Source organism: Pseudomonas sp. 2822-17 (genome assembly GCF_002742485.1).
Lineage (GTDB): Bacteria > Pseudomonadota > Gammaproteobacteria > Pseudomonadales > Pseudomonadaceae > Aquipseudomonas > Aquipseudomonas cyclaminis.
The window spans coordinates 300,831-324,482 of record NZ_LJRZ01000455.1 but is presented as its reverse complement, the minus strand read 5'-3'; the positions used below and the strand labels follow the sequence as shown (position 1 = coordinate 324,482).

General features: G+C 58.8%; 26 protein-coding genes, 1 tRNA gene and 1 pseudogene. 26 read left to right on the top strand and 2 right to left on the bottom strand.

Going from position 1 to position 23,652, the window contains the following annotated elements; all coding sequences use genetic code 11:
• Positions 1-163: 163 nt before the first annotated feature.
• A pseudogene (locus AOA60_RS18210) lies at positions 164-538 on the top strand (transposase); the annotation flags it as partial.
• A gap of 95 nt (positions 539-633) precedes the next feature.
• Positions 634-786: a hypothetical protein gene (locus AOA60_RS32690; RefSeq protein ID WP_158235039.1), complete on the top strand. Its 153-nt coding sequence runs from the start codon at positions 634-636 to the stop codon at positions 784-786.
• 202 nt (positions 787-988) lie between these two features.
• On the opposite strand, the gene AOA60_RS18205 is transcribed toward AOA60_RS32690, so the two are convergent.
• Positions 989-1,073: transfer RNA gene (locus AOA60_RS18205), tRNA-Leu, on the bottom strand.
• Between the two features lie 108 nt (positions 1,074-1,181).
• Between AOA60_RS18205 and queA the strand changes: the two genes are divergently transcribed.
• The 6 genes from queA to AOA60_RS18175 all read left to right on the top strand — a co-directional run bounded on the left by queA (position 1,182) and on the right by AOA60_RS18175 (position 7,256).
• Positions 1,182-2,231 (top strand): tRNA preQ1(34) S-adenosylmethionine ribosyltransferase-isomerase QueA, encoded by a 1,050-nt coding sequence (gene queA / locus AOA60_RS18200; RefSeq protein ID WP_099585625.1) that lies wholly within the window; start codon positions 1,182-1,184, stop codon positions 2,229-2,231.
• A gap of 5 nt (positions 2,232-2,236) precedes the next feature.
• Positions 2,237-3,352, top strand: coding sequence for a tRNA guanosine(34) transglycosylase Tgt (tgt, locus tag AOA60_RS18195; protein WP_003175976.1), 1,116 nt, complete (start codon positions 2,237-2,239; stop codon positions 3,350-3,352).
• A gap of 43 nt (positions 3,353-3,395) precedes the next feature.
• Positions 3,396-3,734 (top strand): preprotein translocase subunit YajC, encoded by a 339-nt coding sequence (gene yajC, locus AOA60_RS18190; RefSeq protein ID WP_003175975.1) that lies wholly within the window; start codon positions 3,396-3,398, stop codon positions 3,732-3,734.
• A 62-nt stretch (positions 3,735-3,796) separates the two neighbouring features.
• Positions 3,797-5,665 (top strand): protein translocase subunit SecD, encoded by a 1,869-nt coding sequence (gene secD, locus AOA60_RS18185; RefSeq protein ID WP_099585624.1) that lies wholly within the window; start codon positions 3,797-3,799, stop codon positions 5,663-5,665.
• Positions 5,666-5,674: 9 nt separating this feature from the next.
• A complete protein-coding gene (gene secF, locus AOA60_RS18180; RefSeq protein ID WP_099585623.1) occupies positions 5,675-6,589 on the top strand; it encodes a protein translocase subunit SecF in 915 nt (304 codons plus the stop codon).
• Between the two features lie 124 nt (positions 6,590-6,713).
• A complete protein-coding gene (locus tag AOA60_RS18175) occupies positions 6,714-7,256 on the top strand; it encodes a glycine zipper 2TM domain-containing protein (RefSeq protein WP_003175972.1) in 543 nt (180 codons plus the stop codon).
• Between the two features lie 221 nt (positions 7,257-7,477).
• Here AOA60_RS18175 and suhB read toward each other — a convergent pair whose 3' ends face one another.
• Positions 7,478-8,293: an inositol-phosphate phosphatase gene (suhB, locus tag AOA60_RS18170; RefSeq protein ID WP_003175971.1), complete on the bottom strand. Its 816-nt coding sequence runs from the start codon at positions 8,291-8,293 to the stop codon at positions 7,478-7,480.
• Between the two features lie 145 nt (positions 8,294-8,438).
• Here suhB and trmJ point away from each other — a divergent pair, with 145 nt between their 5' ends.
• The 18 genes from trmJ (at position 8,439) to bamB (ending at position 23,577) form a co-directional block, all read left to right on the top strand.
• On the top strand, positions 8,439-9,209 hold the full coding sequence (trmJ, locus tag AOA60_RS18165; RefSeq protein WP_099585622.1) for a tRNA (cytosine(32)/uridine(32)-2'-O)-methyltransferase TrmJ: 771 nt from the start codon (positions 8,439-8,441) through the stop codon (positions 9,207-9,209).
• Between the two features lie 2 nt (positions 9,210-9,211).
• Complete coding sequence (cysE, locus tag AOA60_RS18160; RefSeq protein ID WP_099585621.1) at positions 9,212-9,997, top strand: serine O-acetyltransferase; 786 nt, start codon at positions 9,212-9,214, stop codon at positions 9,995-9,997.
• A gap of 287 nt (positions 9,998-10,284) precedes the next feature.
• Positions 10,285-10,776, top strand: coding sequence for a Fe-S cluster assembly transcriptional regulator IscR (gene iscR / locus AOA60_RS18155; protein ID WP_003194020.1), 492 nt, complete (start codon positions 10,285-10,287; stop codon positions 10,774-10,776).
• A 50-nt stretch (positions 10,777-10,826) separates the two neighbouring features.
• The gene (locus AOA60_RS18150) at positions 10,827-12,041 is read left to right on the top strand and encodes an IscS subfamily cysteine desulfurase (RefSeq protein ID WP_099585620.1); all 1,215 of its coding nucleotides are present in this window, start codon (positions 10,827-10,829) and stop codon (positions 12,039-12,041) included.
• Positions 12,042-12,140: 99 nt separating this feature from the next.
• Complete coding sequence (iscU, locus tag AOA60_RS18145) at positions 12,141-12,527, top strand: Fe-S cluster assembly scaffold IscU (protein WP_003209682.1); 387 nt, start codon at positions 12,141-12,143, stop codon at positions 12,525-12,527.
• A 28-nt stretch (positions 12,528-12,555) separates the two neighbouring features.
• A complete protein-coding gene (iscA, locus tag AOA60_RS18140) occupies positions 12,556-12,879 on the top strand; it encodes an iron-sulfur cluster assembly protein IscA (RefSeq protein WP_003209680.1) in 324 nt (107 codons plus the stop codon).
• A gap of 8 nt (positions 12,880-12,887) precedes the next feature.
• The gene (gene hscB / locus AOA60_RS18135) at positions 12,888-13,409 is read left to right on the top strand and encodes a co-chaperone HscB (RefSeq protein WP_099585619.1); all 522 of its coding nucleotides are present in this window, start codon (positions 12,888-12,890) and stop codon (positions 13,407-13,409) included.
• Positions 13,410-13,460: 51 nt separating this feature from the next.
• Positions 13,461-15,323 (top strand): Fe-S protein assembly chaperone HscA, encoded by a 1,863-nt coding sequence (hscA, locus tag AOA60_RS18130; RefSeq protein ID WP_099585618.1) that lies wholly within the window; start codon positions 13,461-13,463, stop codon positions 15,321-15,323.
• 3 nt (positions 15,324-15,326) lie between these two features.
• Complete coding sequence (gene fdx / locus AOA60_RS18125) at positions 15,327-15,668, top strand: ISC system 2Fe-2S type ferredoxin (protein WP_099585617.1); 342 nt, start codon at positions 15,327-15,329, stop codon at positions 15,666-15,668.
• 13 nt (positions 15,669-15,681) lie between these two features.
• Positions 15,682-15,882, top strand: a complete 201-nt coding sequence (iscX, locus tag AOA60_RS18120) for a Fe-S cluster assembly protein IscX (protein WP_078734574.1) — start codon at positions 15,682-15,684, stop codon at positions 15,880-15,882.
• Between the two features lie 88 nt (positions 15,883-15,970).
• Positions 15,971-16,396, top strand: coding sequence for a nucleoside-diphosphate kinase (ndk, locus tag AOA60_RS18115; protein ID WP_003175956.1), 426 nt, complete (start codon positions 15,971-15,973; stop codon positions 16,394-16,396).
• Between the two features lie 29 nt (positions 16,397-16,425).
• A complete protein-coding gene (gene rlmN, locus AOA60_RS18110) occupies positions 16,426-17,574 on the top strand; it encodes a 23S rRNA (adenine(2503)-C(2))-methyltransferase RlmN (protein WP_099585616.1) in 1,149 nt (382 codons plus the stop codon).
• 12 nt (positions 17,575-17,586) lie between these two features.
• Positions 17,587-18,345 (top strand): type IV pilus biogenesis/stability protein PilW, encoded by a 759-nt coding sequence (gene pilW, locus AOA60_RS18105; RefSeq protein WP_099585615.1) that lies wholly within the window; start codon positions 17,587-17,589, stop codon positions 18,343-18,345.
• Entirely contained in the window at positions 18,345-19,325 is a 981-nt protein-coding gene (locus tag AOA60_RS18100) for a RodZ family helix-turn-helix domain-containing protein (protein ID WP_099585614.1), read from the top strand. Before pilW ends, AOA60_RS18100 begins: the two co-directional genes overlap by 1 nt.
• Positions 19,326-19,327: 2 nt before the next feature.
• Positions 19,328-20,437, top strand: a complete 1,110-nt coding sequence (ispG, locus tag AOA60_RS18095) for a flavodoxin-dependent (E)-4-hydroxy-3-methylbut-2-enyl-diphosphate synthase (RefSeq protein WP_099585613.1) — start codon at positions 19,328-19,330, stop codon at positions 20,435-20,437.
• A gap of 23 nt (positions 20,438-20,460) precedes the next feature.
• Positions 20,461-21,750 (top strand): histidine--tRNA ligase, encoded by a 1,290-nt coding sequence (gene hisS, locus AOA60_RS18090; RefSeq protein ID WP_099585612.1) that lies wholly within the window; start codon positions 20,461-20,463, stop codon positions 21,748-21,750.
• A 41-nt stretch (positions 21,751-21,791) separates the two neighbouring features.
• On the top strand, positions 21,792-22,433 hold the full coding sequence (locus AOA60_RS18085; RefSeq protein ID WP_099585611.1) for a YfgM family protein: 642 nt from the start codon (positions 21,792-21,794) through the stop codon (positions 22,431-22,433).
• Positions 22,426-23,577 (top strand): outer membrane protein assembly factor BamB, encoded by a 1,152-nt coding sequence (gene bamB, locus AOA60_RS18080; protein ID WP_099585610.1) that lies wholly within the window; start codon positions 22,426-22,428, stop codon positions 23,575-23,577. Before AOA60_RS18085 ends, bamB begins: the two co-directional genes overlap by 8 nt.
• Positions 23,578-23,652: the final 75 nt, after the last annotated feature.

The following is a 23,652-nucleotide window of genomic DNA, read 5'->3' as shown; positions in this document are numbered from 1 at the left end:
GTAGTGAAACGATGCATCGCCGATGGTAGTGTGGGGTTTCCCCATGTGAGAGTAGGTCATCGTCAAGATTAAATTCCGAAACCCCATTTGCGAAAGCAGATGGGGTTTTGTTTTGGGCGGTCGAAAAGTTCGCAAATGTTCGCTCGCGCAAAACATGAACGAAGTGCTGTGTCGCCACGGCGTCGATATTCCACGCCAAACCTCGGCGCGCTGGGTGATCCACTGTGACGAAACGCGGGTCCAGGTGATGATAGAACTGGGTCGAGAGCCGACCAGCCAATCCTGGATGTGGATGCAAGCCAACGGGCAGCCGAATCAGCCCGTTATCATGTTTGACTACTCGACTAACCGGGCGCACGAGGTTCCGTAGCGCTTGCTCGAAAGCTATCGTGGCTACCTGATGACCGAGAACGCCTTGGCTGTGTAATCCGGTGTCGAACGTTTAGGCTGTTGGGCACATGCGCGACGCAAGGTTGTCGAGGCGCAAAATATGCGTGGCTGCCGACAGCGTCTTCGGTTGAGGATTGCGAAGCTTTATTGTCCTGGAACGGCTCGCCGGTATCGCAACGTGCTGTCCATCTTGATGGTCGGCAGGGTTTACTTTGAATTCAAAGAACGAGCGGAGCAGCGATCATGAAGTACGACGATAAACTGATTGAAGAAGCCATGCTTGCCCTGTTGGTAACCTGGTTCCGACTCGGATACCTGACTTCATACCACGGCAATACGGTAGGTGAGGTTGACCATATTCAAGTCAAGGTTCGCTCGTTTGCTTATGTGTGCTGATAGGGGGAGAAGGGGAGGCTATGTCATCACAAGACTCTCGCGGTTCCTAAGCGCGCTCACTGGCTTTTAAGGTTTGTAACTATCTTGGGGGTGGGTTTCGCTTGATCTTGCCTTCTGAGTGGTTATGCGGCCCCTGGCGAAAGTTTTTTACTTTTTTGCAGACGAAAAAAAAGACCTTGAAATTCAAGGTCTTTCTTTAAGATGGTGCCCCGAGGGAGACTCGAACTCCCACTCCTTTCGAAAACGGATTTTGAATCCGCCGCGTCTACCAATTCCGCCATCAGGGCTCAATGGCGGCGAAGTATAGAGATGAGATTACCGTTGGTCAATCACGTTTCATGGTCTATTTTCACTATTTCCGCTAGACTTCCGGGCCCTGCTAGACGAACCCCATCATGCGCGTTGCTGACTTTACTTTTGAACTGCCTGATTCGCTGATCGCTCGCCACCCTTTGGCCGAGCGTCGCGCCAGTCGACTGCTGACCCTGGACGGGGTCAGCGGTGCCCTCGCACACCGTCAATTCACTGATTTGCTTGAGCATTTACGCCCAGGTGACTTGATGGTGTTCAACAATACCCGGGTGATTCCGGCACGGCTGTTTGGCCAGAAGGCTTCCGGCGGCAAGCTGGAGATTCTGGTGGAGCGTGTGCTCGACACTCATCGCGTCCTGGCCCATGTGCGCTCCAGTAAATCGCCGAAGCCAGGTTCAAGCATCCTCATCGACGGCGGTGGCGAAGCTGAAATGGTCGCGCGTCATGACGCACTGTTCGAACTCAAGTTCGCCGAAGAAGTGTTGCCCCTGTTGGAGCGTGTCGGCCATATGCCGTTGCCTCCGTACATCGACCGACCTGATGAAGATTCGGACCGTGAGCGTTATCAGACGGTTTACTCCCAGCGCCTCGGTGCAGTAGCTGCGCCGACTGCCGGGCTGCATTTTGATCAGCCGTTGTTGGACGCGATTGCCGCCAAGGGCGTCGAGACCGCCTATGTGACCCTGCACGTGGGGGCCGGCACGTTTCAGCCGGTGCGTGTGGATAACATCGAAGACCATCATATGCACAGCGAATGGCTGGAAGTCAGTCAGGCTGTGGTCGATGCGGTCGCTGCGTGCAAGGCGCGTGGAGGGCGTGTGGTGGCGGTGGGCACCACCAGCGTGCGCTCCCTGGAAAGTGCGGCACGCGACGGCGTGCTCAAGCCATTCAGTGGCGACACCGATATCTTTATTTTCCCAGGCCGGCCGTTTCATGTTGTCGATTGCCTGGTGACCAACTTCCATTTGCCGGAATCCACGCTATTGATGCTGGTGTCGGCATTTGCCGGTTATCCCGAAACCATGGCCGCTTACCAGGCTGCCATCGACAATGGATACCGTTTTTTCAGCTACGGTGATGCGATGTTTATCACCCGCAATCCGGAGCCACGCGGCCCAGAGGGAACCTTATGAGTCGTATGTCGTTTGAATTATTGGCCACCGACGGCAAGGCCCGTCGTGGTCGCCTGACCTTCCCGCGCGGCACCGTAGAGACCCCGGCGTTCATGCCGGTTGGCACCTACGGCACCGTCAAGGGCATGCTGCCTCGCGACATCGTCGCCACCGGTGCCGAAATCATCCTCGGCAACACCTTCCACCTATGGCTGCGCCCGGGCACGGAAGTGATCAAGAAGCATGGCGACCTGCATGACTTCATGAAGTGGCAAGGCCCGATCCTCACCGACTCCGGTGGTTTCCAGGTGTTCAGCCTGGGCGCCATGCGCAAGATCAAGGAAGAGGGCGTGACCTTCGCCTCGCCGGTGGACGGCTCCAAAGTATTCATGGGCCCCGAAGAGTCCATGCAGGTGCAGCGTGACCTGGGCTCCGACATTGTGATGATCTTCGACGAATGCACGCCGTACCCGGCCGACGAAGACGTCGCACGAATTTCCATGGAGCTGTCCCTGCGTTGGGCCCAGCGTTCGAAGAACGCCCACGGGGACAACACTGCCGCGCTGTTCGGTATCGTCCAGGGCGGCATGCACGAAAGCCTGCGTAAACGCTCGCTGGAAGGCCTCGACAAAATCGGCTTCGATGGTCTGGCCATCGGCGGTTTGTCGGTAGGCGAACCCAAGCACGAGATGATCAAGGTGCTGGACTACTTGCCAGGCCTGATGCCTGCTGACAAACCTCGTTACCTTATGGGCGTTGGCAAACCGGAAGATCTCGTAGAGGGTGTGCGCCGCGGTGTGGACATGTTCGATTGCGTGATGCCAACCCGTAATGCCCGCAATGGGCATCTGTTCATCGATACAGGCGTGCTGAAGATCCGTAACGCGTTCCATCGCCATGATGATTCGCCGCTGGATCCCACCTGTGATTGCTACACCTGCCAGAACTTCTCCCGTGCTTATCTGCACCATCTGGACAAATGCGGGGAAATGCTGGGTAGCATGTTGAATACCATCCACAATTTGCGTCATTACCAAGTCCTGATGGCTGGTTTGCGCGAGGCTATTCAACAGGGTACATTGGCCGCCTTCGTCGATGCCTTCTATGCCAAGCGCGGGCTCCCTGTGCCGCCCTTGGACTGAGTTTCCCGACCCTAAGATTCACTATTTGCAACTGGAGTGCTAAATGAGCTTTTTTATCTCTAACGCCATGGCTGACGCCGCTGCCCCTGCCGCTGCCGGTCCTATGGGCGGTGGTTTCGAGTGGATTTTCCTGGTCGGCTTCCTGGTCATCTTCTACCTGATGATCTGGCGTCCACAGGCCAAGCGCGCCAAAGAGCAGAAAAACCTGCTCGGCAGCCTGCAAAAAGGTGACGAAGTTGTGACCACTGGCGGCATCGCCGGCAAGATCACCAAGGTTTCCGACGCTTTCGTGGTTCTGGAAGTCTCCGACACCGTAGAAATGAAGTTCCAGAAAGGCGCCATCGCCGCCACGCTGCCAAAAGGCACGCTCAAAGCGATCTGAGTAACAACCTTTACCAATCGACGGGGCGCGCAAGGCGCCCCGCGTTATAAGCGGGCGGCGTGATGCTGAACAAATACCCTCTGTGGAAATACGTACTGATCCTGGCGGTGCTGGCGATCGGTTTTATTTATTCCGCTCCCAATCTCTATCCTGATGACCCGGCGATCCAGATCACTGGCGCCAGCACTTCGTTGCAGGTCAACCAGGCTGATCTGGACCGCGCGAGCAAAGCGCTCACCGATGCGGGTATCCAGGTTAAAGCGGCAACATTGGCAGCTGGTGCGAAGGGCGGCTTGTTGCGCCTGACCAAGCAAGAAGACCAATTGCCGGCAAAAGATGTCGTGCGCAAGGCCATGGGTGACGACTACGTCGTTGCACTGAACCTGGCACAGACCACGCCACAATGGCTGCGCAGCATTGGCGCGCACCCGATGAAGCTGGGTCTGGACTTGTCCGGTGGTGTGCACTTCCTGTTGGAAGTCGACATGGACAAAGCCCTCGACGCGCGCCTGAAAGTCTACGAAGGCGACGTGAAGAGCCTGCTGCGTAAAGAGAAGCTGCGTTATCGCAGCCTGCCGCAGCTTAACGGTGCCATCCAGCTGGGCTTCTCCGATGAAGCTTCCCGCGAACAGGCCCGTGCGCTGATCCGCAAGAACTTCAACGATTTCGACATCGTACCGGCTGACCTGAATGGTCAGGCTGTACTGCGTCTGGCGATGAGCCCGGCCAAGATCGCGGAAATCCGCGAGTACTCCATCAAGCAGAACTTGACCACGGTACGTAACCGCGTCAACGAGCTGGGTGTGGCTGAGCCGATCGTTCAGCGCCAGGGCGCAAACCGCATCGTGGTTGAGCTGCCAGGCGTGCAGGACACGGCTGAAGCCAAGCGTATCCTGGGTAAAACCGCCAACCTGGAATTCCGCCTTGCGGCTGAGCCAGGTGCTTCTCGCGCCACTTCCGAGGAATTCGAGTTCCGCGAAGGCAACCGTCCACCGGCGCAGATCGAGCGTGGCTTGATCATCACCGGTGACCAGGTAACTGACGCCAAGGCCGGTTTCGGCGAGCACGGCACGCCTGAGGTGAACATCCGCCTGGATGGTCATGGCGGCGAACTGATGAGCCGCGCCACGCGCAGCAACGTCGGTCGCAGCATGGCGGTGATCTTCATCGAGCAGCGTCCTGTCACCACCTACACCAAGCAGGTCGTCAACGGCGTCGAGAAAGACGTGCCGGTGCAGACCTTCAAGGAAGAGAAGAAGATCATCAGCCTTGCGACTATTCAGTCGCCGCTGGGTGCTCAGTTCCGTATCACTGGCCTGAACGGCCAGGGTGAATCCTCGGAACTGGCACTGCTGCTGCGTGCTGGTGGCCTGGCGGCACCGATGTACTTCGCTGAAGAACGTACCATCGGCCCGAGCCTGGGTGCGGACAACATCACCAAAGGCGTGGATGCTGCGCTGTGGGGCATGTTGTTCGTCTCGCTGTTCATCATCGCCATCTACCGCTTCTTCGGCGTCATCGCCACCGTCGCTTTGGCGGGCAACATGGTGATGCTGCTGGCTCTGATGTCGCTGCTGGGCGCAACACTGACCCTGCCGGGCATTGCCGGTATCGTGCTCACCATGGGTATGGCGGTTGACGCCAACGTACTGATCTTCTCGCGGATTCGTGAAGAGATCGCGGCGGGCATGACCGTACAGCGCGCAATCAACGAAGGCTTCGGCCGGGCATTTACTGCAATTCTCGACTCCAACTTGACCACTCTGTTGGTCGGCGGGATTCTCTTTGCGATGGGCACCGGCCCGGTCAAAGGTTTTGCGGTAACTATGTCCCTCGGTATCTTTACCTCGATGTTCACGGCCATCATGGTGACCCGCGCAATGGTCAACCTGATCTTTGGCGGGCGTGACTTCAAGAAGTTGTGGATTTAAGGGGCTGCCATGTTACGTACAATCAACTTCATGGGCGTTCGCAATATTGCGTTCGGCGCCACCGTGCTCCTTACCGTTCTGGCGTTGTTCAGCTGGTTCCATAAGGGCCTGAACTACGGTCTGGACTTTACCGGCGGTACGCTCATCGAGCTGACCTACGAGAAGCCGGCCGACGTTACCCTGGTGCGCAACGAACTGGTCAAGGCTGGTTATCACGAAGCCGTCGTGCAGAGCTTTGGTGCGACCACCGACCTGCTGGTGCGCATGCCAGGCGAAGACCCGCAATTGGGTCACCAGGTTGCCGAGGCCTTGCAGAAGGTTGGCGGCGATAACCCGGCATCGGTCAAGCGCGTCGAGTTCGTTGGTCCGCAAGTGGGTGAAGAACTGCGCGACCAGGGCGGCCTTGGCATGCTGATGGCGCTGGTCGGCATCATGATCTACCTGGCGTTCCGCTTTCAGTGGAAGTTCGGTGTCGGCGCCATTGTTTCGCTGATCCACGACGTGATCGTGACCGTGGGTATTCTGGCGTACTTTCAGATCACCTTCGACCTGACCGTACTGGCTGCTGTGCTGGCGATCATTGGTTACTCCCTCAACGACACCATCGTGGTATTCGACCGGGTTCGTGAGAACTTCCGAGTACTGCGCAAGGCGACGTTGATCGAGAACATCAACATCTCCACGACCCAGACGCTGCTGCGGACCATGGCGACTTCGATCTCCACCTTGTTGGCGATCGCTGCGCTGATGATCTTCGGTGGCGACAACCTGTGGGGCTTCTCCCTGGCGCTGTTCATTGGCGTTCTGGCGGGTACCTACTCGTCGATCTACATCGCCAACGTGGTGCTGATCTGGCTGAACCTCAACAGCGAAGACTTGATCCCTCCGGCCGCGACTGGCAAGGAGGTCGACGACCGCCCTTGATGGGTGCTTGTTGATCTGCTGTTACAAGAAAGGCACGAGTATTGAACTCGTGCCTTTTTTTTTGCTCCAAGGCTGGGTATAGCGCGGATCTTTCGGTCCGTTTGTGATGGTCAGGAGGTTCAACGTGAACAAGTCGTTACTGGTTGGTGCGGTATTGGGTGCTGTCGGTGTGACTGCCGGGGGTGCTGTCGCCACCTACAGCCTGGTAAAAAGCGGCCCTGAGTATGCGCAAGTGCTGGCAGTGCAGCCGGTAAAAACCCAGATCAAGACCCCTCGTGAAGTCTGCAAGGACGTCGCCGTGACGCGTCAGCGTCCGGTACAGGACCAGCATCAGATTGCCGGTACCGTGGTTGGCGCCCTGGCGGGTGGCTTGCTGGGTAACCAGATCGGTGGGGGTAACGGTAAGAAGCTGGCCACTGTAGCCGGTGCCGTCGGCGGTGGTTACGCCGGTAACAAGGTTCAGGAAGGCATGCAGAACCGTGATACCTACACCACCACGCAAACCCGTTGTAACACCGTCAACGATATCAGCGACAAGGTTGTTGGTTATGACGTGCGTTACAACCTTGACGGCAAGGAAGGTTCGGTGCGCATGGATCGTGATCCGGGTGGTCAGATTCCAGTGGACAAAGAGGGTCGTCTGATACTCGGTCAGAACCAGCAGTAATCTGAGTCTGGCACAGGCCTCAACGCTTGTGAGCTTCAAAATGTGGGAGGGGGCTTGCCCCCGATAGCGGTGGATCAGTCAGCCAGTTATTTGCTGACCCACTGCAATCGGGGGCAAGCCCCCTCCCACATTTGTTAAGTGTTGCTGCTGATGCATGGGTCTGGCTCAAATCCCGGGCATAAAAAAGCACCCCCTTGGGGTGCTTTTTTGTGCTCGCTCGCTTAGCGCTTCAGCGAAGCCGGCAGGTGCGGTTGGATCGCCGTCAGCACTGCCTTGAAGCATTTGGTGTTGCCGGCAACGACGTGGCCTTTTTCCAGGAAGTCGTGACCGCCGGTGAAGTCGCTCACCAAACCGCCGGCTTCCTGGATCAGCAGGGCGCCTGCAGCCATATCCCACTCGGACAGGCCCGACTCCCAGAACGCATCAAAACGACCGGCAGCAACATAAGCCAGATCCAGGCTTGCGGCGCCGGCGCGACGGATACCGGCGGTCTGGCCCACAAGGGCGCGGAACATGCCCAGGTAGTTTTCCAGGTTGTCCATTTGGTCGTCACGGAACGGGAAGCCGGTACCCAGGAGGGCGCCGTCCAGGCTGGTGCGGCCGCTGACACGCAGGCGGCGACCGTTCAACTGGGCGCCACGGCCACGGCTGGCGGTGAATTCTTCCTGGCGAACCGGGTCCAGGACGACGGCATGTTCCAGGCGACCACGGTATTTGCACGCGATGCTGACGGCAAAGTGCGGGATGCCGCGCAGGAAGTTGGTGGTGCCATCCAGTGGGTCAATGATCCACAGGTAGTCTTCGCCTTCGCCGCTGCCTTTGTGCAGGCCGGTTTCCTCGCCGAGGATGCCGTGGGTAGGGTAGGCCTTGCGCAGCGCGTCGATGATTTTCTGTTCGGCGGCGCGGTCCACCTCGGATACATAATCCTTGGCGTCTTTTTCGTCGACCTTGATGGTATCCAGGCGCTCGATGGAGCGGAAGATCAATTCACTGGCGCTGCGGGCGGCGCGCAGCGCGATATTCAGCATGGGCTGCATGGATGTGTCACCTAAGGTTGTTAAAGAAAGCCGGGCATTCTAGCAGAAACTTTCTTCAGGTGAAGGACGACGTTAGCTTTCGTGGCATAACCTTAGGCGGTTCTGTAAGATTTGCTCCCCTTTCCCGTGTCCGAGAGCGCCTCCCTTGCTGCAAAACATTCGTGTCGTCTTGGTCAATACCAGTCATCCCGGCAATATCGGTGGGGTGGCGCGAGCCATGAAAAACATGGGGCTGACGCGCCTGGTGCTGGTTGAGCCGCGCGTGTTTCCGCATCACGAGGCCGATGCCCGCGCATCCGGTGCCAATGACATCCTTGAAAAAGCCCAGGTCGTGGCCACCTTGGAGGATGCCTTGGTCGGCTGCAACCTGGTGCTCGGTACCAGCGCCCGTGACCGTCGTATCCCCTGGCCGCTGTTGGATCCCCGTGAGTGCGGCAACAAAGTGGTGGAAGAGGCGGCTGGTGGCGCAGAAATCGCTTTGGTGTTTGGTCGTGAAGACTCTGGCCTCACCAATGAGGAGCTGCAGCGATGTCACTACCACGTGCACATCCCATCAGACCCTGAGTTCAGTTCGCTGAACCTCGGGGCGGCGGTGCAGGTGCTGACTTACGAAGTGCGCATGGCGTGGCTGGCGGCTGCCGGCCAGCCAAGCAAAATGGAGAAGGAAGAGGTTGCTTCGACCAAGAGTGGCGAACTGGCCACCATGGACGAACTTGAGCGGTTCTATGAGCACCTGGAGCAAACCCTGGTGGCGATCGAATTCCTTGATCCTGAAAAACCACGGCACTTGATGGCGCGCCTGCGTCGGTTGTACGGACGCAGCTCGGTAAGTCGGGCGGAAATGAATATATTGCGTGGCATCCTCACGGAAACCCAGAAAGCGGCCCGTGGCGAGCTTCTTAAGCGGAAGGATTAAAAATGTTCGAGCGTTTGCGAGAAGATATCCAGAGTGTTTTCCACCGTGACCCGGCGGCGCGCAACGCCTTTGAAGTGCTGACCTGCTATCCGGGCATGCACGCTATCTGGATCCATCGCCTGTCCGGCGCCTTGTGGGGTATGGGCTGGAAATGGCTGGCGCGGCTGGTGTCGAACTTTGGTCGCTGGATGACCGGGATCGAGATTCACCCGGGGGCCAAGGTGGGGCGCCGCTTCTTTATCGACCATGGCATGGGCATTGTTATCGGCGAAACCGCTGAGATTGGTGACGACGTCACCCTGTACCAGGGCGTGACCCTGGGCGGCACCAGTTGGAACAAGGGTAAGCGCCACCCGACGCTGGAAGATGGTGTGGTGGTGGGTGCGGGGGCCAAGGTGCTGGGTCCTTTCACGGTGGGGGCTGGTGCCAAAGTCGGCTCCAATGCTGTGGTTACGAAGGCCGTGCCGGCCGGTGCCACCGTGGTGGGTATTCCCGGTCGGATCATTGTCAAGCCGGAAGTGGGCGATGAGCAGGAAGCCAAGCGCAAGGCCATGGCCGAGAAGATCGGCTTCGATGCCTACGGTGTCAGCGAAGACATGCCCGATCCGGTCGCTCGTGCCATTGGTCAGTTGCTCGACCATCTTCAAGCGGTGGACGGCAAGCTGGACGGTATGTGCGGCGCGCTGAAGGAGTTGGGTAGCCCGTACTGTGCCAAAGACTTGCCTTCGCTGCGTGAAGAAGATTTTGCTGAAATCAAGGACGAAGCCGCTACCACCAAGGCAGGCTGAGCGCGGTCCCTTGTGGGAGCTGGCTTGCCTGCGATTGCGGTGGGCCAGTAGCCTATAAGTTAGCTGATAGGCTGCTATCGCAGGCAAGCCAGCTCCCACATTTGATCTCCATTGGCTCAGTGGTCTTGCAGCAGGCCTGGTTGCGCTGTTCGATCCCACCCCATCCTGCTATGATTCGCGCGCCCTTTTTACGGGTAATCCTGACTAAAGTACTAGGTCTTATAGTTGACTTAAATACTCGGGAATCGCATACTTGCCCACATTCTGAAACACCTTGGTAATTGTCCATGAGACTGACTACAAAAGGCCGATACGCGGTGACTGCCATGCTCGACCTGGCCTTGCACGCGCAAACTGGGCCGGTGTCCCTGGCTGATATCTCCGAGCGCCAAGGCATTTCCCTGTCCTATCTTGAGCAACTGTTCGCCAAATTGCGTCGTAGCAATCTGGTCTCCAGCGTGCGTGGGCCAGGTGGCGGCTATCAGCTTTCCCGCGATATGCAGGGCATCCAGGTGGCTCAGGTGATCGATGCGGTCAACGAATCCGTCGACGCGACCAAATGCCAAGGCTTGGGTGACTGCCACGCTGGCGACACCTGCCTGACACACCATCTGTGGTGTGACTTGAGCCTGCAGATCCATGAGTTTTTGAGTGGTATCAGCTTGGCTGATCTTGTGACTCGCCGTGAGGTGCAAGAAGTAGCCCAGCGTCAGGACCAGCGCCGTTGCAACACCAAGGCGCCGCGTCTGGACAAGATTGAAGCGTCCGCCGTCGAGTGACAGCCGAAGAGCTAACGGCACGCCAGCCAGCCTGATTTAGGAGAAAGTCCATGAAATTGCCGATTTACCTTGATTACTCAGCGACCACCCCGGTTGATCCGCGTGTCGCGCAAAAGATGAGTGAATGCCTGCTGGTTGACGGAAACTTCGGCAACCCGGCCTCCCGTTCCCACGTATTCGGCTGGAAAGCCGAGGAAGCGGTCGAGAACGCTCGTCGCCAGGTCGCTGACCTGGTCAATGCCGATCCGCGCGAAATCGTCTGGACCTCCGGTGCCACCGAGTCCGACAACCTGGCAATCAAGGGCGCGGCGCATTTCTATGCGACCAAAGGCAGGCACCTGATCACCACCAAGATTGAGCACAAGGCTGTCCTCGACACCATGCGCCAACTGGAGCGTGAAGGTTTCGAGGTTACCTACCTTGAGCCAACCACCGACGGTATCGTCACCCCGGCCATGATTGAAGCCGCGCTGCGTGAAGACACCATCCTGGTTTCCGTGATCCACGTGAACAACGAAATCGGCACCATCAACGACATCGCAGCCATCGGCGAACTGACCCGCTCCAAGGGCATTCTGCTGCATGTCGATGCTGCCCAGTCCACCGGCAAGGTCGACATCGACCTCTCCAAGCTTAAAGTCGACCTGATGTCGTTCTCGGCCCACAAGACCTACGGCCCTAAAGGCATTGGTGCCCTCTACGTAAGCCGCAAGCCGCGCGTACGTATCGAAGCCACCATGCACGGCGGCGGTCACGAGCGCGGCATGCGCTCGGGCACCCTGGCGACCCACCAGATCGTCGGCATGGGCGAAGCCTTCCGCGTGGCCAAGGAAGACATGGCTGCCGAAAACGTACGCATCAAGGCCCTGAGCGATCGCTTCTACAAGCAGGTCGAGAACCTTGAAGAGCTGTACATCAACGGCAGCATGACCGCCCGCGTACCGCACAACCTGAATTTGAGCTTCAACTACGTCGAAGGCGAGTCGCTGATCATGGCGCTCAAGGATCTGGCGGTTTCGTCCGGTTCGGCCTGCACCTCGGCCTCGCTTGAGCCTTCGTACGTACTGCGCGCCCTGGGCCGCAACGACGAGCTGGCACACAGCTCGATCCGCTTTACCTTCGGCCGCTTCACCACTGAAGAGCAAGTCGACTATGCCGCGCAGAAAGTCTGCGAAGCCGTCAACAAGCTGCGTGTTCTGTCGCCGCTGTGGGACATGTTCAAAGACGGTGTCGATATTTCCAAGATCGAGTGGGCGGCACACTAAATATAGAAGCCGCCACCCAAGCTCTGTAGGAACGTGGCGGTAAACGCAGACGTTTTTACAGGGTTCCAGAGCGGCCCTGATGAGTGAGGATTCAGTACCATGGCTTACAGCGAAAAGGTCATCGACCACTACGAAAACCCGCGCAACGTCGGCAAGATGAACGCGGAAGATCCTGATGTCGGCACCGGCATGGTCGGCGCCCCGGCGTGCGGCGATGTGATGCGCCTGCAGATCAAGGTCAACGAAGCTGGCGTTATCGAAGACGCCAAGTTCAAGACTTACGGCTGCGGCTCGGCCATCGCCTCCAGCTCCCTGGCGACCGAATGGATGAAAGGCAAGACCCTGGATGAGGCTGTGACTATCAGCAACACCCAGCTGGCCGAAGAACTGGCCCTGCCGCCAGTGAAAATCCACTGCTCCGTACTCGCTGAAGACGCCATCAAGGCGGCCGTTCGCGACTACAAGCAGAAGAAAGGCTTGATCTAAGCATTTGGCGACGAGTAAGGAGTCAACGATGGCTATCAGCATGACAGAAGCGGCAGCGCAGCACATTCGCCGCTCCCTGAATGGGCGCGGTAAAGGTGAGGGGATTCGTCTGGGTGTTCGCACCACGGGCTGTTCCGGCCTTGCCTACGTGCTGGAGTTTGTCGACGAGGTGGTTGAGGAAGATCAGGTGTTCGAAAGTCACGGCGAGAAAGTGATCATCGACCCTAAAAGCCTGACCTACCTGGACGGCACCGAACTCGATTTCGTCAAGGAAGGGTTGAACGAAGGTTTCAAGTTCAACAACCCCAACGTACGCGGTGAGTGTGGCTGCGGCGAAAGCTTCAACATCTGAGGCTACTCGTGGGTACTCCTTGTCATTTCGCTTTATTCGAGCTGCAGCCGAGTTTTCGGCTGGACCTTGAGCAGCTTGCCACGCGCTACCGAGAGTTGGCGCGTGGGGTGCACCCGGACCGCTTCGCTGACGCTTCCGAGCGTGAGCAACGCCAGGCCCTGGAACAGTCGGCCAGCCTCAACGAGGCCTATCAGACACTGAAAAACCCACCCAAGCGCGCGCGATACCTGCTTGCGATGAACGGTGGCGAGTTGCCGATTGAAGTCACGGTGCATGATCCTGACTTTCTGATGCAGCAGATGCAGTGGCGCGAAGAGCTCGAAGAACTGCACGACGAAGCCGATGTGGCCGGTGTCGCCGTCTTCAAGCGTCGTCTGAAAGTGGCCCAGGATGAGCTCAACGAAAGCTTCGCAGCCTGTTGGGATGATGCTGCGCAACGCGAGCAGGCCGAACGCCTGATGCGGCGCATGCAGTTCCTCGACAAGCTCACCTACGAAGTGCGCCAGCTAGAAGAGCGCCTCGACGATTAACCCAGTGCTGCCCGTGATGCACGCCTGATAGACAGATAAGACCTGATTACCATGGCATTACTGCAAATCGCCGAACCCGGCCAAAGCCCTCAGCCGCACCAGCGCCGCCTGGCGGTGGGGATTGACCTGGGCACCACCAATTCCCTGGTTGCTGCCGTGCGCAGCGGCCTGTCCGAGCCGCTGCCCGACGCTGATGGCCAAGTCATCCTGCCCTCGGCCGTGCGCTATCACGCGGATCGCACCGAAGTCGGTGAGTCGGCCAAGCTGGCGGCGTCTACCGATCCGCTGAACACCGTACTGTCGGTCAAGCGCTTGATGGGTCGTGGATTGTCCGACGTCAAGCAGCTCGGCGACCAATTGCCGTACCGCTTTGTCGGTGGCGAATCGCACATGCCGTTCATCGACACCGTCCAGGGCCCAAAAAGCCCGGTGGAAGTGTCAGCCGATATCCTCAAGGTGCTGCGCCAGCGTGCAGAAACCACCTTGGGTGGCGAGCTGGTTGGCGCAGTGATCACGGTTCCCGCCTATTTCGATGACGCACAGCGCCAAGCCACCAAGGATGCGGCAAAACTCGCCGGCCTCAACGTGCTGCGCTTGCTCAACGAGCCGACTGCTGCGGCTGTGGCGTACGGGCTGGATCAGCACGCCGAAGGCCTGGTCGCCATTTACGATTTGGGCGGCGGCACGTTTGATATTTCGATCCTGCGCCTGACCGGCGGTGTGTTCGAAGTACTGGCCACCGGTGGCGACAGTGCCCTTGGCGGCGATGACTTTGACCACGCCATCGCAGGTTGGATCATTGCAAGTGCCGGCTTGTCCGCCGATCTGGATCCAGGCGCGCAGCGCAACCTGCTGCAAACCGCCTGTGCCGCTAAAGAAGCGCTGACTGACGCCTCCTCTGTTGACGTTTCCTACGGTAGCTGGTCGGCCCCGCTGACGCGGGATGCCTTTGACGCCTTGATCGAGCCAATGGTTGCTCGCAGCCTCAAGGCCTGTCGCCGCGCCGTACGTGATTCCGGTATCGAGCTGGAAGAGGTTGGTGCGGTGGTTATGGTTGGCGGTTCGACGCGTGTACCGCGTGTTCGTGACGCCGTGGCTGAAGCCTTTGGTCGCCAACCGCTGACCGAAATCGACCCGGATCAAGTGGTCGCCATCGGCGCCGCGATCCAGGCCGATACCTTGGCCGGCAACAAGCGTGAGGGTGGCGAACTGCTGCTCCTCGACGTGATTCCGTTGTCGCTGGGCCTGGAGACCATGGGCGGCCTGATGGAGAAGGTGATCCCACGTAACACCACCATTCCCGTCGCCCGCGCCCAGGACTTCACCACTTACAAAGACGGCCAGACGGCCATGATGATTCATGTGCTGCAAGGTGAGCGCGAACTGATCAGTGACTGCCGCTCCCTGGCGCGCTTCGAATTGCGTGGCATCCCGGCCATGGTTGCCGGGGCTGCGAAGATTCGCGTGACCTTCCAGGTCGACGCCGACGGCCTGCTCAGTGTCGCTGCCCGTGAACTGGGTTCGGGCGTTGAAGCCAGTATCCAGGTCAAGCCGTCCTACGGCCTCACCGACGGCGAAATCGCCAAAATGCTCAAGGACTCGTTCCAGTATGCCGGTGACGACAAGGTCGCCCGTGTGCTGCGCGAGCAGCAAGTGGACGCCCAGCGCCTGCTTGAAGCGGTGCAGGGCGCCCTTGAGGTCGACGGCGAGCGCTTGCTGGATGCCGAAGAACGCATGGTCATCGACCTGCAGATGCAAGAGCTGGCCGAATTGATGAAAGGCAACGATGGTTACGCCATCGAACAGCAGACCAAGCGCTTGTCGCAAGTGACTGATGCCTTTGCCGCCCGCCGTATGGATCAGACGGTTAAAGCCGCGCTGGCGGGCCGCAACCTGAATGAAATTGAGGAATAACTGATGCCGCAGGTCACTTTTCTACCGCACGCCGAACATTGCCCTGAGGGCATGGTCGTGGAGGCTGAGACCGGCAAGTCCCTGCTCGACGTCGCCCATGACAACCACATCGAGATCGAAAGTGCCTGTGGCGGCGTCAATGCCTGCACCACCTGTCACTGCATCATTCGTAAAGGTTTCGACAGCCTAAATGAGGCTGACGACCTGGAAGAAGACTATCTTGATCGGGCGTGGGGTCTGGAGCCGACGTCGCGCCTGAGTTGTCAGGCGAAAGTGGGGACTGAAGACATTACCGTCGAAATCCCGAAATATTCGCTTAACCATGCGGCCGAAGCGCCGCACTGATGGTGACACTGTCATGAGCTATGGTTGGAATGATGTACAACGCATCGCAGAAGAGTTGGCCGAAGCCAAGCCGGATGTGAATCCGTTGACCGTTAACTTTGTCGATCTCCAGCACTGGATCATGGAGCTTCCCGATTTCGACAGTGCCTCTGGCCGTTGTGGCGAGAAGGTCCTGGAGGCTGTCCAACAGCTCTGGATCGAAGAAATCGACTGATCGACCTGGCAGGTTAGGCAATACCCCTGAACCCGCGTATAATTCGCGGGTTTAATTTTTCGTAAATTACCGTTTCTGGAGTTACACCATGGCTGTTCAACGTACTTTCTCCATCATCAAGCCTGACGCTGTTGCAAAAAACGTCATCGGCGAGATCACCACTCGTTTCGAAAAAGCCGGCCTGAAGGTTGTAGCTTCGAAACTCAAGCAACTGTCCAAGGCTGAAGCTGAAGGCTTCTACGCTGAGCACAGCGCTCGTGGCTTCTTCGGCGACCTGGTTGCCTTCATGATCTCCGGTCCTGTTGTTGTTCAGGTTCTGGAAGGCGAAAACGCTATCGCTCTGAACCGTGAGCTGATGGGCGCTACCAACCCTAAAGAAGCTGCTGCCGGCACCATCCGTGCTGACTTCGCTGAATCCATCGACGCCAACGCTGTACACGGCTCGGACTCCGAAGCTGCCGCTGCTCGCGAAATCTCGTACTTTTTCGCTGCTACTGAAGTAACCGCTCGCTAAGCATTGGCTTAAAGAGTGAGGGTGAATCCATGACTACATCGACTGTTAAAACCAACCTGCTGGGTCTGACCCAGCCGGAAATGGAGAAATTCTTCGACTCAATCGGGGAGAAGCGCTTCCGTGCCGGTCAGGTAATGAAATGGATTCACCACTTTGGTGTCGACGATTTCGACGCCATGACGAACGTCAGCAAGGCCTTGCGCGACAAGCTCAAGACCATTGCTGAGGTCCGTGGTCCCGAAGTGGTCAGCGAGGACATCTCCACCGACGGTACCCGTAAATGGGTAGTGCGCGTGGCGTCCGGCAGCTGCGTCGAGACCGTGTACATCCCCCAGGGCAAACGTGGCACCTTGTGCGTTTCGTCCCAGGCAGGCTGTGCCCTGGATTGCAGTTTCTGCTCCACCGGCAAGCAAGGCTTCAATAGCAACCTCACTGCCGCCGAAGTCATCGGCCAGGTGTGGATTGCCAACAAATCCTTTGGCAGCGTCCCGGCGACCGTCGACCGTGCCATCACCAACGTGGTGATGATGGGCATGGGTGAGCCGCTGCTGAACTTCGACAACGTGATTGCGGCCATGCACCTGATGATGGACGACCTGGGCTACGGCATTTCCAAGCGCCGTGTGACCCTGTCGACCTCCGGCGTGGTACCGATGATCGATGAGCTGGCCAAGCACATCGACGTCTCCCTGGCGTTGTCGCTGCACGCACCCAATGACGCATTGCGTAACCAATTGGTGCCGATCAACAAGAAGTATCCGCTTAAGATGCTGCTCGAATCCTGCCAGCGCTACATGGCGACCTTGGGCGAGAAGCGCGTGTTGACCATTGAGTACACCATGCTCAAGGACATCAACGACAAGGTCGAGCACGCGGTCGAGATGATCGAGTTGCTCAAGAACACCCCGTGCAAGATCAACCTGATCCCGTTTAACCCGTTTCCCCATTCTGGCTACGAGCGGCCGAGCAACAACGCCATCCGTCGTTTCCAGGATCAACTGCACCAGGCCGGCTACAACGTCACCGTACGCACCACCCGTGGTGAGGACATCGACGCCGCCTGTGGCCAATTGGTAGGACAGGTGCTGGATCGCACCCGTCGCAGCGAACGTTATATCGCCGTGCGTGAACTGAATGCCGCCGACGAGATGCCGCAAATCGCTGTGAATCGAATCTGAGAGAGGATCTCTATGCCCTTGCGCCTCGCGCTGCTTCTGCTTGTTACCAGCCTTGCGGCCGGTTGTGTTTCATCGGGTCATGAGAGCCCTTTGCAAACCGGTAAAGGCCGTGATGAGGCGCGAGTTGCCTATGTGCAATTGGGCTTGGGCTACCTGCAGCAGGGCATGAGCGAGCAGGCCAAGGTACCGTTGAAAAAAGCCCTTGAGCTGGACAGCAACGACGCCGATGCCAATGCCGCACTGGCCTTGGTGTTTCAGGCCCAGGCCGAGCCTGAACTGGCCGACCAGTATTTCAAAAAGGCACTGGCCTCCCGTCCTGCCGATCCTCGGCTGCTGAACAATTACGGCAGCTTCCTGTTCGAACAGAAACGTTATGACCAGGCTTCCCGTTATTTCCAGCAAGCCTCCGCTGACACACTCTATCCAGAGCGTTCGCGGGTGTTCGAGAACCTCGGGGTGACCTCAATGCGTCTTGGCCAGCGTGATAGCGCTCGTCAGCAGTTGGAAAAAGCCCTGCACCTGAACAGTCGCCAGCCACGGGCATTGCTCGAAATGGCTGAGTTGTCTTACGAAGACAGGCATTATGTGCCGGCACGTGACTATTACGCGCGTTTTAGCCTGCTCAGCGGGCAAAATGCACGTAGTCTATTGCTCGGTGTGCGCCTGGCGACCGTTCATGACGAACGCGACACGGCCGCACATTTTGGCCAGCAACTCGAACGACTCTATCCCGGTACGCCGGAATATCAGCAATACCTGTCGGAGCAATGATGAAAGCGGCGCACCCGGAAGTTGTAGCAGCTAATCGCGTAAACCCAGGCGACACCTTGCGTCAGGCCCGCGAAAGCAATGGTTGGTCGCTGGCGGAAGTGGCCCTCAAGCTCAATTTGACCACCACGTCCCTGGGCAATCTGGAAGCCGGCGCGTTCGATAAGTTGCCTGGGCACACGTTCGCCCGCGGCTATATCCGCGCCTACGCCAAATTGCTGGGTATCGACCAGACCGTTCTGGTTCAGGAGTTCGACCAGTTCACGGGCACCGACTCCCAGGGTAGCAGTGTTCATGGCCTGGGTCGTATCGAAGAGCCGGTGCGCGTTTCCCATACCATTTTGCGAATCGTCAGCCTGTTGCTGCTGATTGCGGTGATCGGCGGCGGGTTTGTCTGGTGGCAAGACCAGACCTCCCAGCGCAGCAAGGACCTGACCAGTAACGCCATGGAGCACGTCGAAGTCGAAAGCGCCGACGGTACCACCCAGATCCATCCATTGGACGAGCCGGAAGACCAGGCTGTTGCCGAGGGCCAGGCCACGTCTGAAGCCCCGCTCGCGACCGAGCAGCCGACACCTGAGACCGCTCCTGCGGCAACTGCCGCTGCGCCCGCTCCTGTAACGCCGGCGACCCCGGCAGTACCAACTGCCCAGGCCCATACGCCGGTCGCACCTGCGCCAGCGACTCCCGCACCGGCTGCGCCCGCTATTTCACCGCCTACCACCCCAGCATTGATCGCTGGCGACGGGCGCGTACAAGTGACCTTCGTTGCCGACTGCTGGACGCAAGTCACCGATGGCAATGGCAAAGTGTTGTTCAGCGGTCTGAAGCGCAAGGGAGATACGCTTGACCAGGGCGGCAAGCCTCCTCTGACGCTGCGTCTGGGCTTCGCCCGTGGCGCGCAAGTGGCCTACAACGGCCAGCCTGTGGACGTGGCGCCGTTCACCAGTGGCGAGACAGCTCGCATCAAGTTGGGACAATAGTCATGCACGGCGAATCTCCAATCAAACGTCGCGTATCGCGCAAGATCTGGGTCGGCTCGGTGCCGGTGGGTGGCGACGCCCCCATCGCGGTACAGAGCATGACCAATAGCGACACCAATGATGTGGCCGCCACCGTGGCCCAGATCAACCGCCTGGAAGCTGCCGGCGTGGACATCGTGCGGGTTTCGGTACCGGACATGGACGCTGCAGAGGCTTTCGGCCGCATCAAGCAGCTGGTCAAGGTGCCGCTGGTTGCCGACATTCACTTCGACTACAAGATCGCGTTGCGCGTGGCCGAACTGGGTGTGGACTGCCTGCGTATCAACCCGGGCAACATCGGTCGGGAAGACCGTGTGCGCGCCGTGGTGGACGCTGCCCGTGATCGCGGCATTCCGATCCGCATCGGCGTCAACGCCGGTTCCCTGGAAAAAGACCTGCAAAAGAAATACGGCGAACCGACTCCGGCGGCGCTGGTTGAGTCGGCATTGCGCCACGTTGAGCACCTTGAGCGCCTGAATTTCCAGGACTTCAAGGTCAGCGTAAAGGCCTCCGACGTGTTCATGGCGGTTGAAGCCTACCGCCTGCTGGCCAAGGAAATCGTACAGCCGTTGCACCTGGGTATCACCGAAGCTGGCGGTTTGCGCTCAGGCACAGTGAAATCTGCGGTGGGTCTCGGTATGCTGCTCGCCGAAGGGATTGGCGATACTATCCGCATCTCGCTGGCGGCAGACCCTGTAGAGGAAGTGAAAGTCGGCTACGACATTCTCAAATCCCTGCGTTTGCGTTCCCGTGGCATCAACTTCATTGCCTGCCCGAGCTGCTCGCGGCAGAACTTCGACGTGGTGAAAACCATGAACGACCTGGAGTTGCGCCTTGAAGACCTGCTGGTGCCGCTGGATGTCGCAGTGATTGGCTGTGTGGTCAATGGGCCAGGTGAAGCCAAGGAGGCCCATGTGGGCTTGACCGGTGGTACACCGAACCTGATCTACATCGACGGCAAGCCGGCGCAGAAGTTAACGAATGACAATCTGGTGGATGAGCTCGAAAGACTGATCCGCGAGAAAGCGGCCGAAAAGGTTGCAGCTGACGCAGCGCTGATCGCTCGCGGCTGACTGAACGAATTTAAGGATTTGATGTGAGCAAGTCTCTGCAAGCCATTCGTGGCATGAACGACATCCTGCCGGAGCAGACGCCTCTGTGGCGCTATTTCGAGAATACTGTCGCACGTCTGCTGGATAACTACGGTTACAAGCAGATCCGCATGCCGATCGTCGAGTTCACCGAGCTGTTCAAGCGCTCCATCGGTGAAGTGACCGATATCGTCGAAAAAGAGATGTACACCTTTGAAGACCGCAACGGCGACTCCCTGACCCTGCGTCCGGAAGGCACTGCCGCGTGCGTGCGCGCCGTGCTTGAGCACGGACTCACCGGTGCAGGCCAGCCGCAGAAACTGTGGTACATCGGCCCGATGTTCCGTCACGAGCGTCCACAGAAAGGCCGTTATCGTCAGTTTCACCAGATCGGCCTTGAAGTGTTCAACATTGACGGCCCGGATATAGACGCCGAGCTGATCGTACTCACCTGGCGTCTGTGGGGCCTGCTCGGCATCCGCGACGCGGTCAAGCTTGAGCTCAACAGCCTGGGCACCAGTGAGTCCCGCGGCCGCTACAAAGTGGCCTTGGTCGAGTACCTCTCGGCTCATCTGGACAAGTTGGACGAAGACAGCCAGCGCCGCCTGAAAACCAACCCGCTGCGCGTGCTGGATACCAAGAACGCCGACACCCAGGCCGTGCTGGTCAACGCGCCGAAAATGGCCGATTACCTGGACGACGAGTCGCGCATTCACTTCGAAGGCCTCAAGGCTCGTCTGGATGCGGCCGGTATTCCGTTCGTGATCAACACCAAGCTGGTACGTGGCCTCGATTACTACAGCAAGACCGTATTTGAATGGGTCACCGACAAACTCGGCGCCCAGGGCACCGTGTGCGCGGGTGGTCGCTATGATGGCCTGGTCGAGCAGATGGGCGGCAAGCCGACCAGCGGTGTGGGTTTTGCCATGGGCATCGAGCGGCTGATCTTGCTGCTGGAAACCCTGGAACAAATCCCGGAAGAAATTTCCCGTCAGGTGGACGTGTACCTGTGCGCCTTTGGCGAGGCAGCCGAACTGGCGGCCCTGGCCCTGAGCGAAAAAGTACGCGACCAATTGCCGAACCTGCGCCTGCAGGTCAATGCTGGCGCTGGCAGCTTCAAGAGCCAGTTCAAGAAGGCCGACAAGAGCGGTGCGCTGTATGCACTGATCCTCGGCGATGACGAACTTGCCCAGCAAGTGATAGGTTTCAAACCCCTGCGTGGCCAGGGCGAGCAACAGAACATTGCCTTTGATGCGCTCGCTGCGCACTTGGCCACCTGCGTCGTGCAGGGTTGAAGCTGTCGAACAGCCGAATTTAGCGATTAAGGAGTATTGGGGTGTCGAGTACTGATGATGAGCAACTGGCCGAGTTCAAGGACTGGTGGCAGCGTAACGGCAAGCCCCTGGTTACTGGCGGTCTGCTGGCTTTAGTGGTGGTGTTCGGCTGGCAAGCCTGGACCAAATATCAGGCCAACCAATCCCAAGGCGCCTCTATCGTTTATCAGCAATTGCTGGAAACCACCCTGACGCCAAGCGGCAAGCCTGACCCTGCACAGGTTGCAGACCTGGCCGGCAAGCTGAAAAACGAATTCGGCGGTAGCACCTACGCCCAATACGGCAGCCTGTTCGTCGCGAAAGTCGCGGTCGACACCGGCAAGCTGGATGATGCAGCCACCGAGCTGAAAGCAATCGCCGACAAACCGACCAACCCGACTCTGGGTGAAATCGCACGTCAGCGCCTGGCTCAGGTATTGGCGGCACAGAACAAGGCTGACGAAGCACTCAAACTGCTCGACGGCGATGCGGACAAGGCATTTGTAGCCACTCGCGAAGAGCTCAAGGGCGACCTGTTGGTCCAATTGGGTCGTACCGACGAAGCCAATGCTGCGTACAAGAAAGCCAAGGCGGCGCTGTCTGATGAAGCGGCGGTCGGTGGCTTACAAATCAAGCTCGACGACTTGGCCAAAGGGGATGCGTGACGTGATCCGTTGGAAACATGCAGCATTGCTGGCTCTGGCCGTTCTGGCCGCGGGTTGCAGCAGCAACAGTAAAAAAGAACTGCCTCCGGCCGAGCTGACCAGCTTCAAGGAAGAAGTCGTCCTGCAAAAGCAGTGGAGCCGTTCCATCGGTGACGGTCAGGGCGAAACCTACAACATGTTGGTACCGGCTATCGACGGTGACAACATTGTGGCCGCTGACGTGACGGGCGTAGTGATCTCCATGGATCGCATGAACGGTGACGTGAAGTGGAAGAAAGACCTCGAATTGCCTGTCTCCGGCGCCGTAGGCGTGGGTTACGGCCTGGTGATGGTCGGCACGCTGAAGGGCGAAGTGGTTGCCCTGGATTCCAGCACCGGTGAAGAGAAATGGCGCGCTCGCGTGACCAGTGAAGTCCTCGCACCGCCTGCCACCAACGGCGACATCGTTGTGGTGCAGACCCAGGATGACCGTGTCATCGGTCTGGATGCCGCTACCGGCAACCAGCGCTGGTTGTACGACAGCACCCCTGCGGTATTGACCCTGCGCGGTACCAGTGGTCCGGTTGTGACCAACAATCTGGCCGTCGCAGGCCTGTCGACCGGTAAAGTGGTCGCCCTGGACACCCAGAACGGCGTGCCGGCCTGGGAAACCCGTGTGGCCATCCCGCAGGGTCGTTCCGAGTTGGATCGCGTAGTGGACATCGACGGTGGCTTGCTGCTGTCGGGTGAAACCCTCTACGTCGCCACCTACCAGGGCCGCGTTGCTGCGCTGGACCTGCAGAGCGGCCGTGTTAACTGGCAGCGTGATGCTTCCAGCTACGCCGGTGTCGCCCAAGGGTTTGGCAGCGTCTACGTCAGCCTGGCGTCCGGCACCGTTGAAAGTGTCGACGAGCGTTCCACCACCGCGTTGTGGAGCAACGACTCCCTGGCTCGCCGTCAGCTGTCGGCACCGGAAGTGTTTTCCAGCTACGTAGCGGTCGGCGACTTCGAAGGCTACCTGCACCTGCTGAGCCAGGTGGACGGTCGCTTTGTAGGTCGTGAGCGTATCGACAGCGACGGCCTGCGTGCGCGTCCGCTGGTCGTGGGTAACATGCTTTATGTGTATGGCAACAGCGGCAAGCTGGAAGCCCTGACCATCAAGTAAGAACTATGCTTGGGGTAACACCCAGGCGGCCCCGCTTCGGCGGGGCATGCGGCATCTGACGATGCTGCCCCGAGC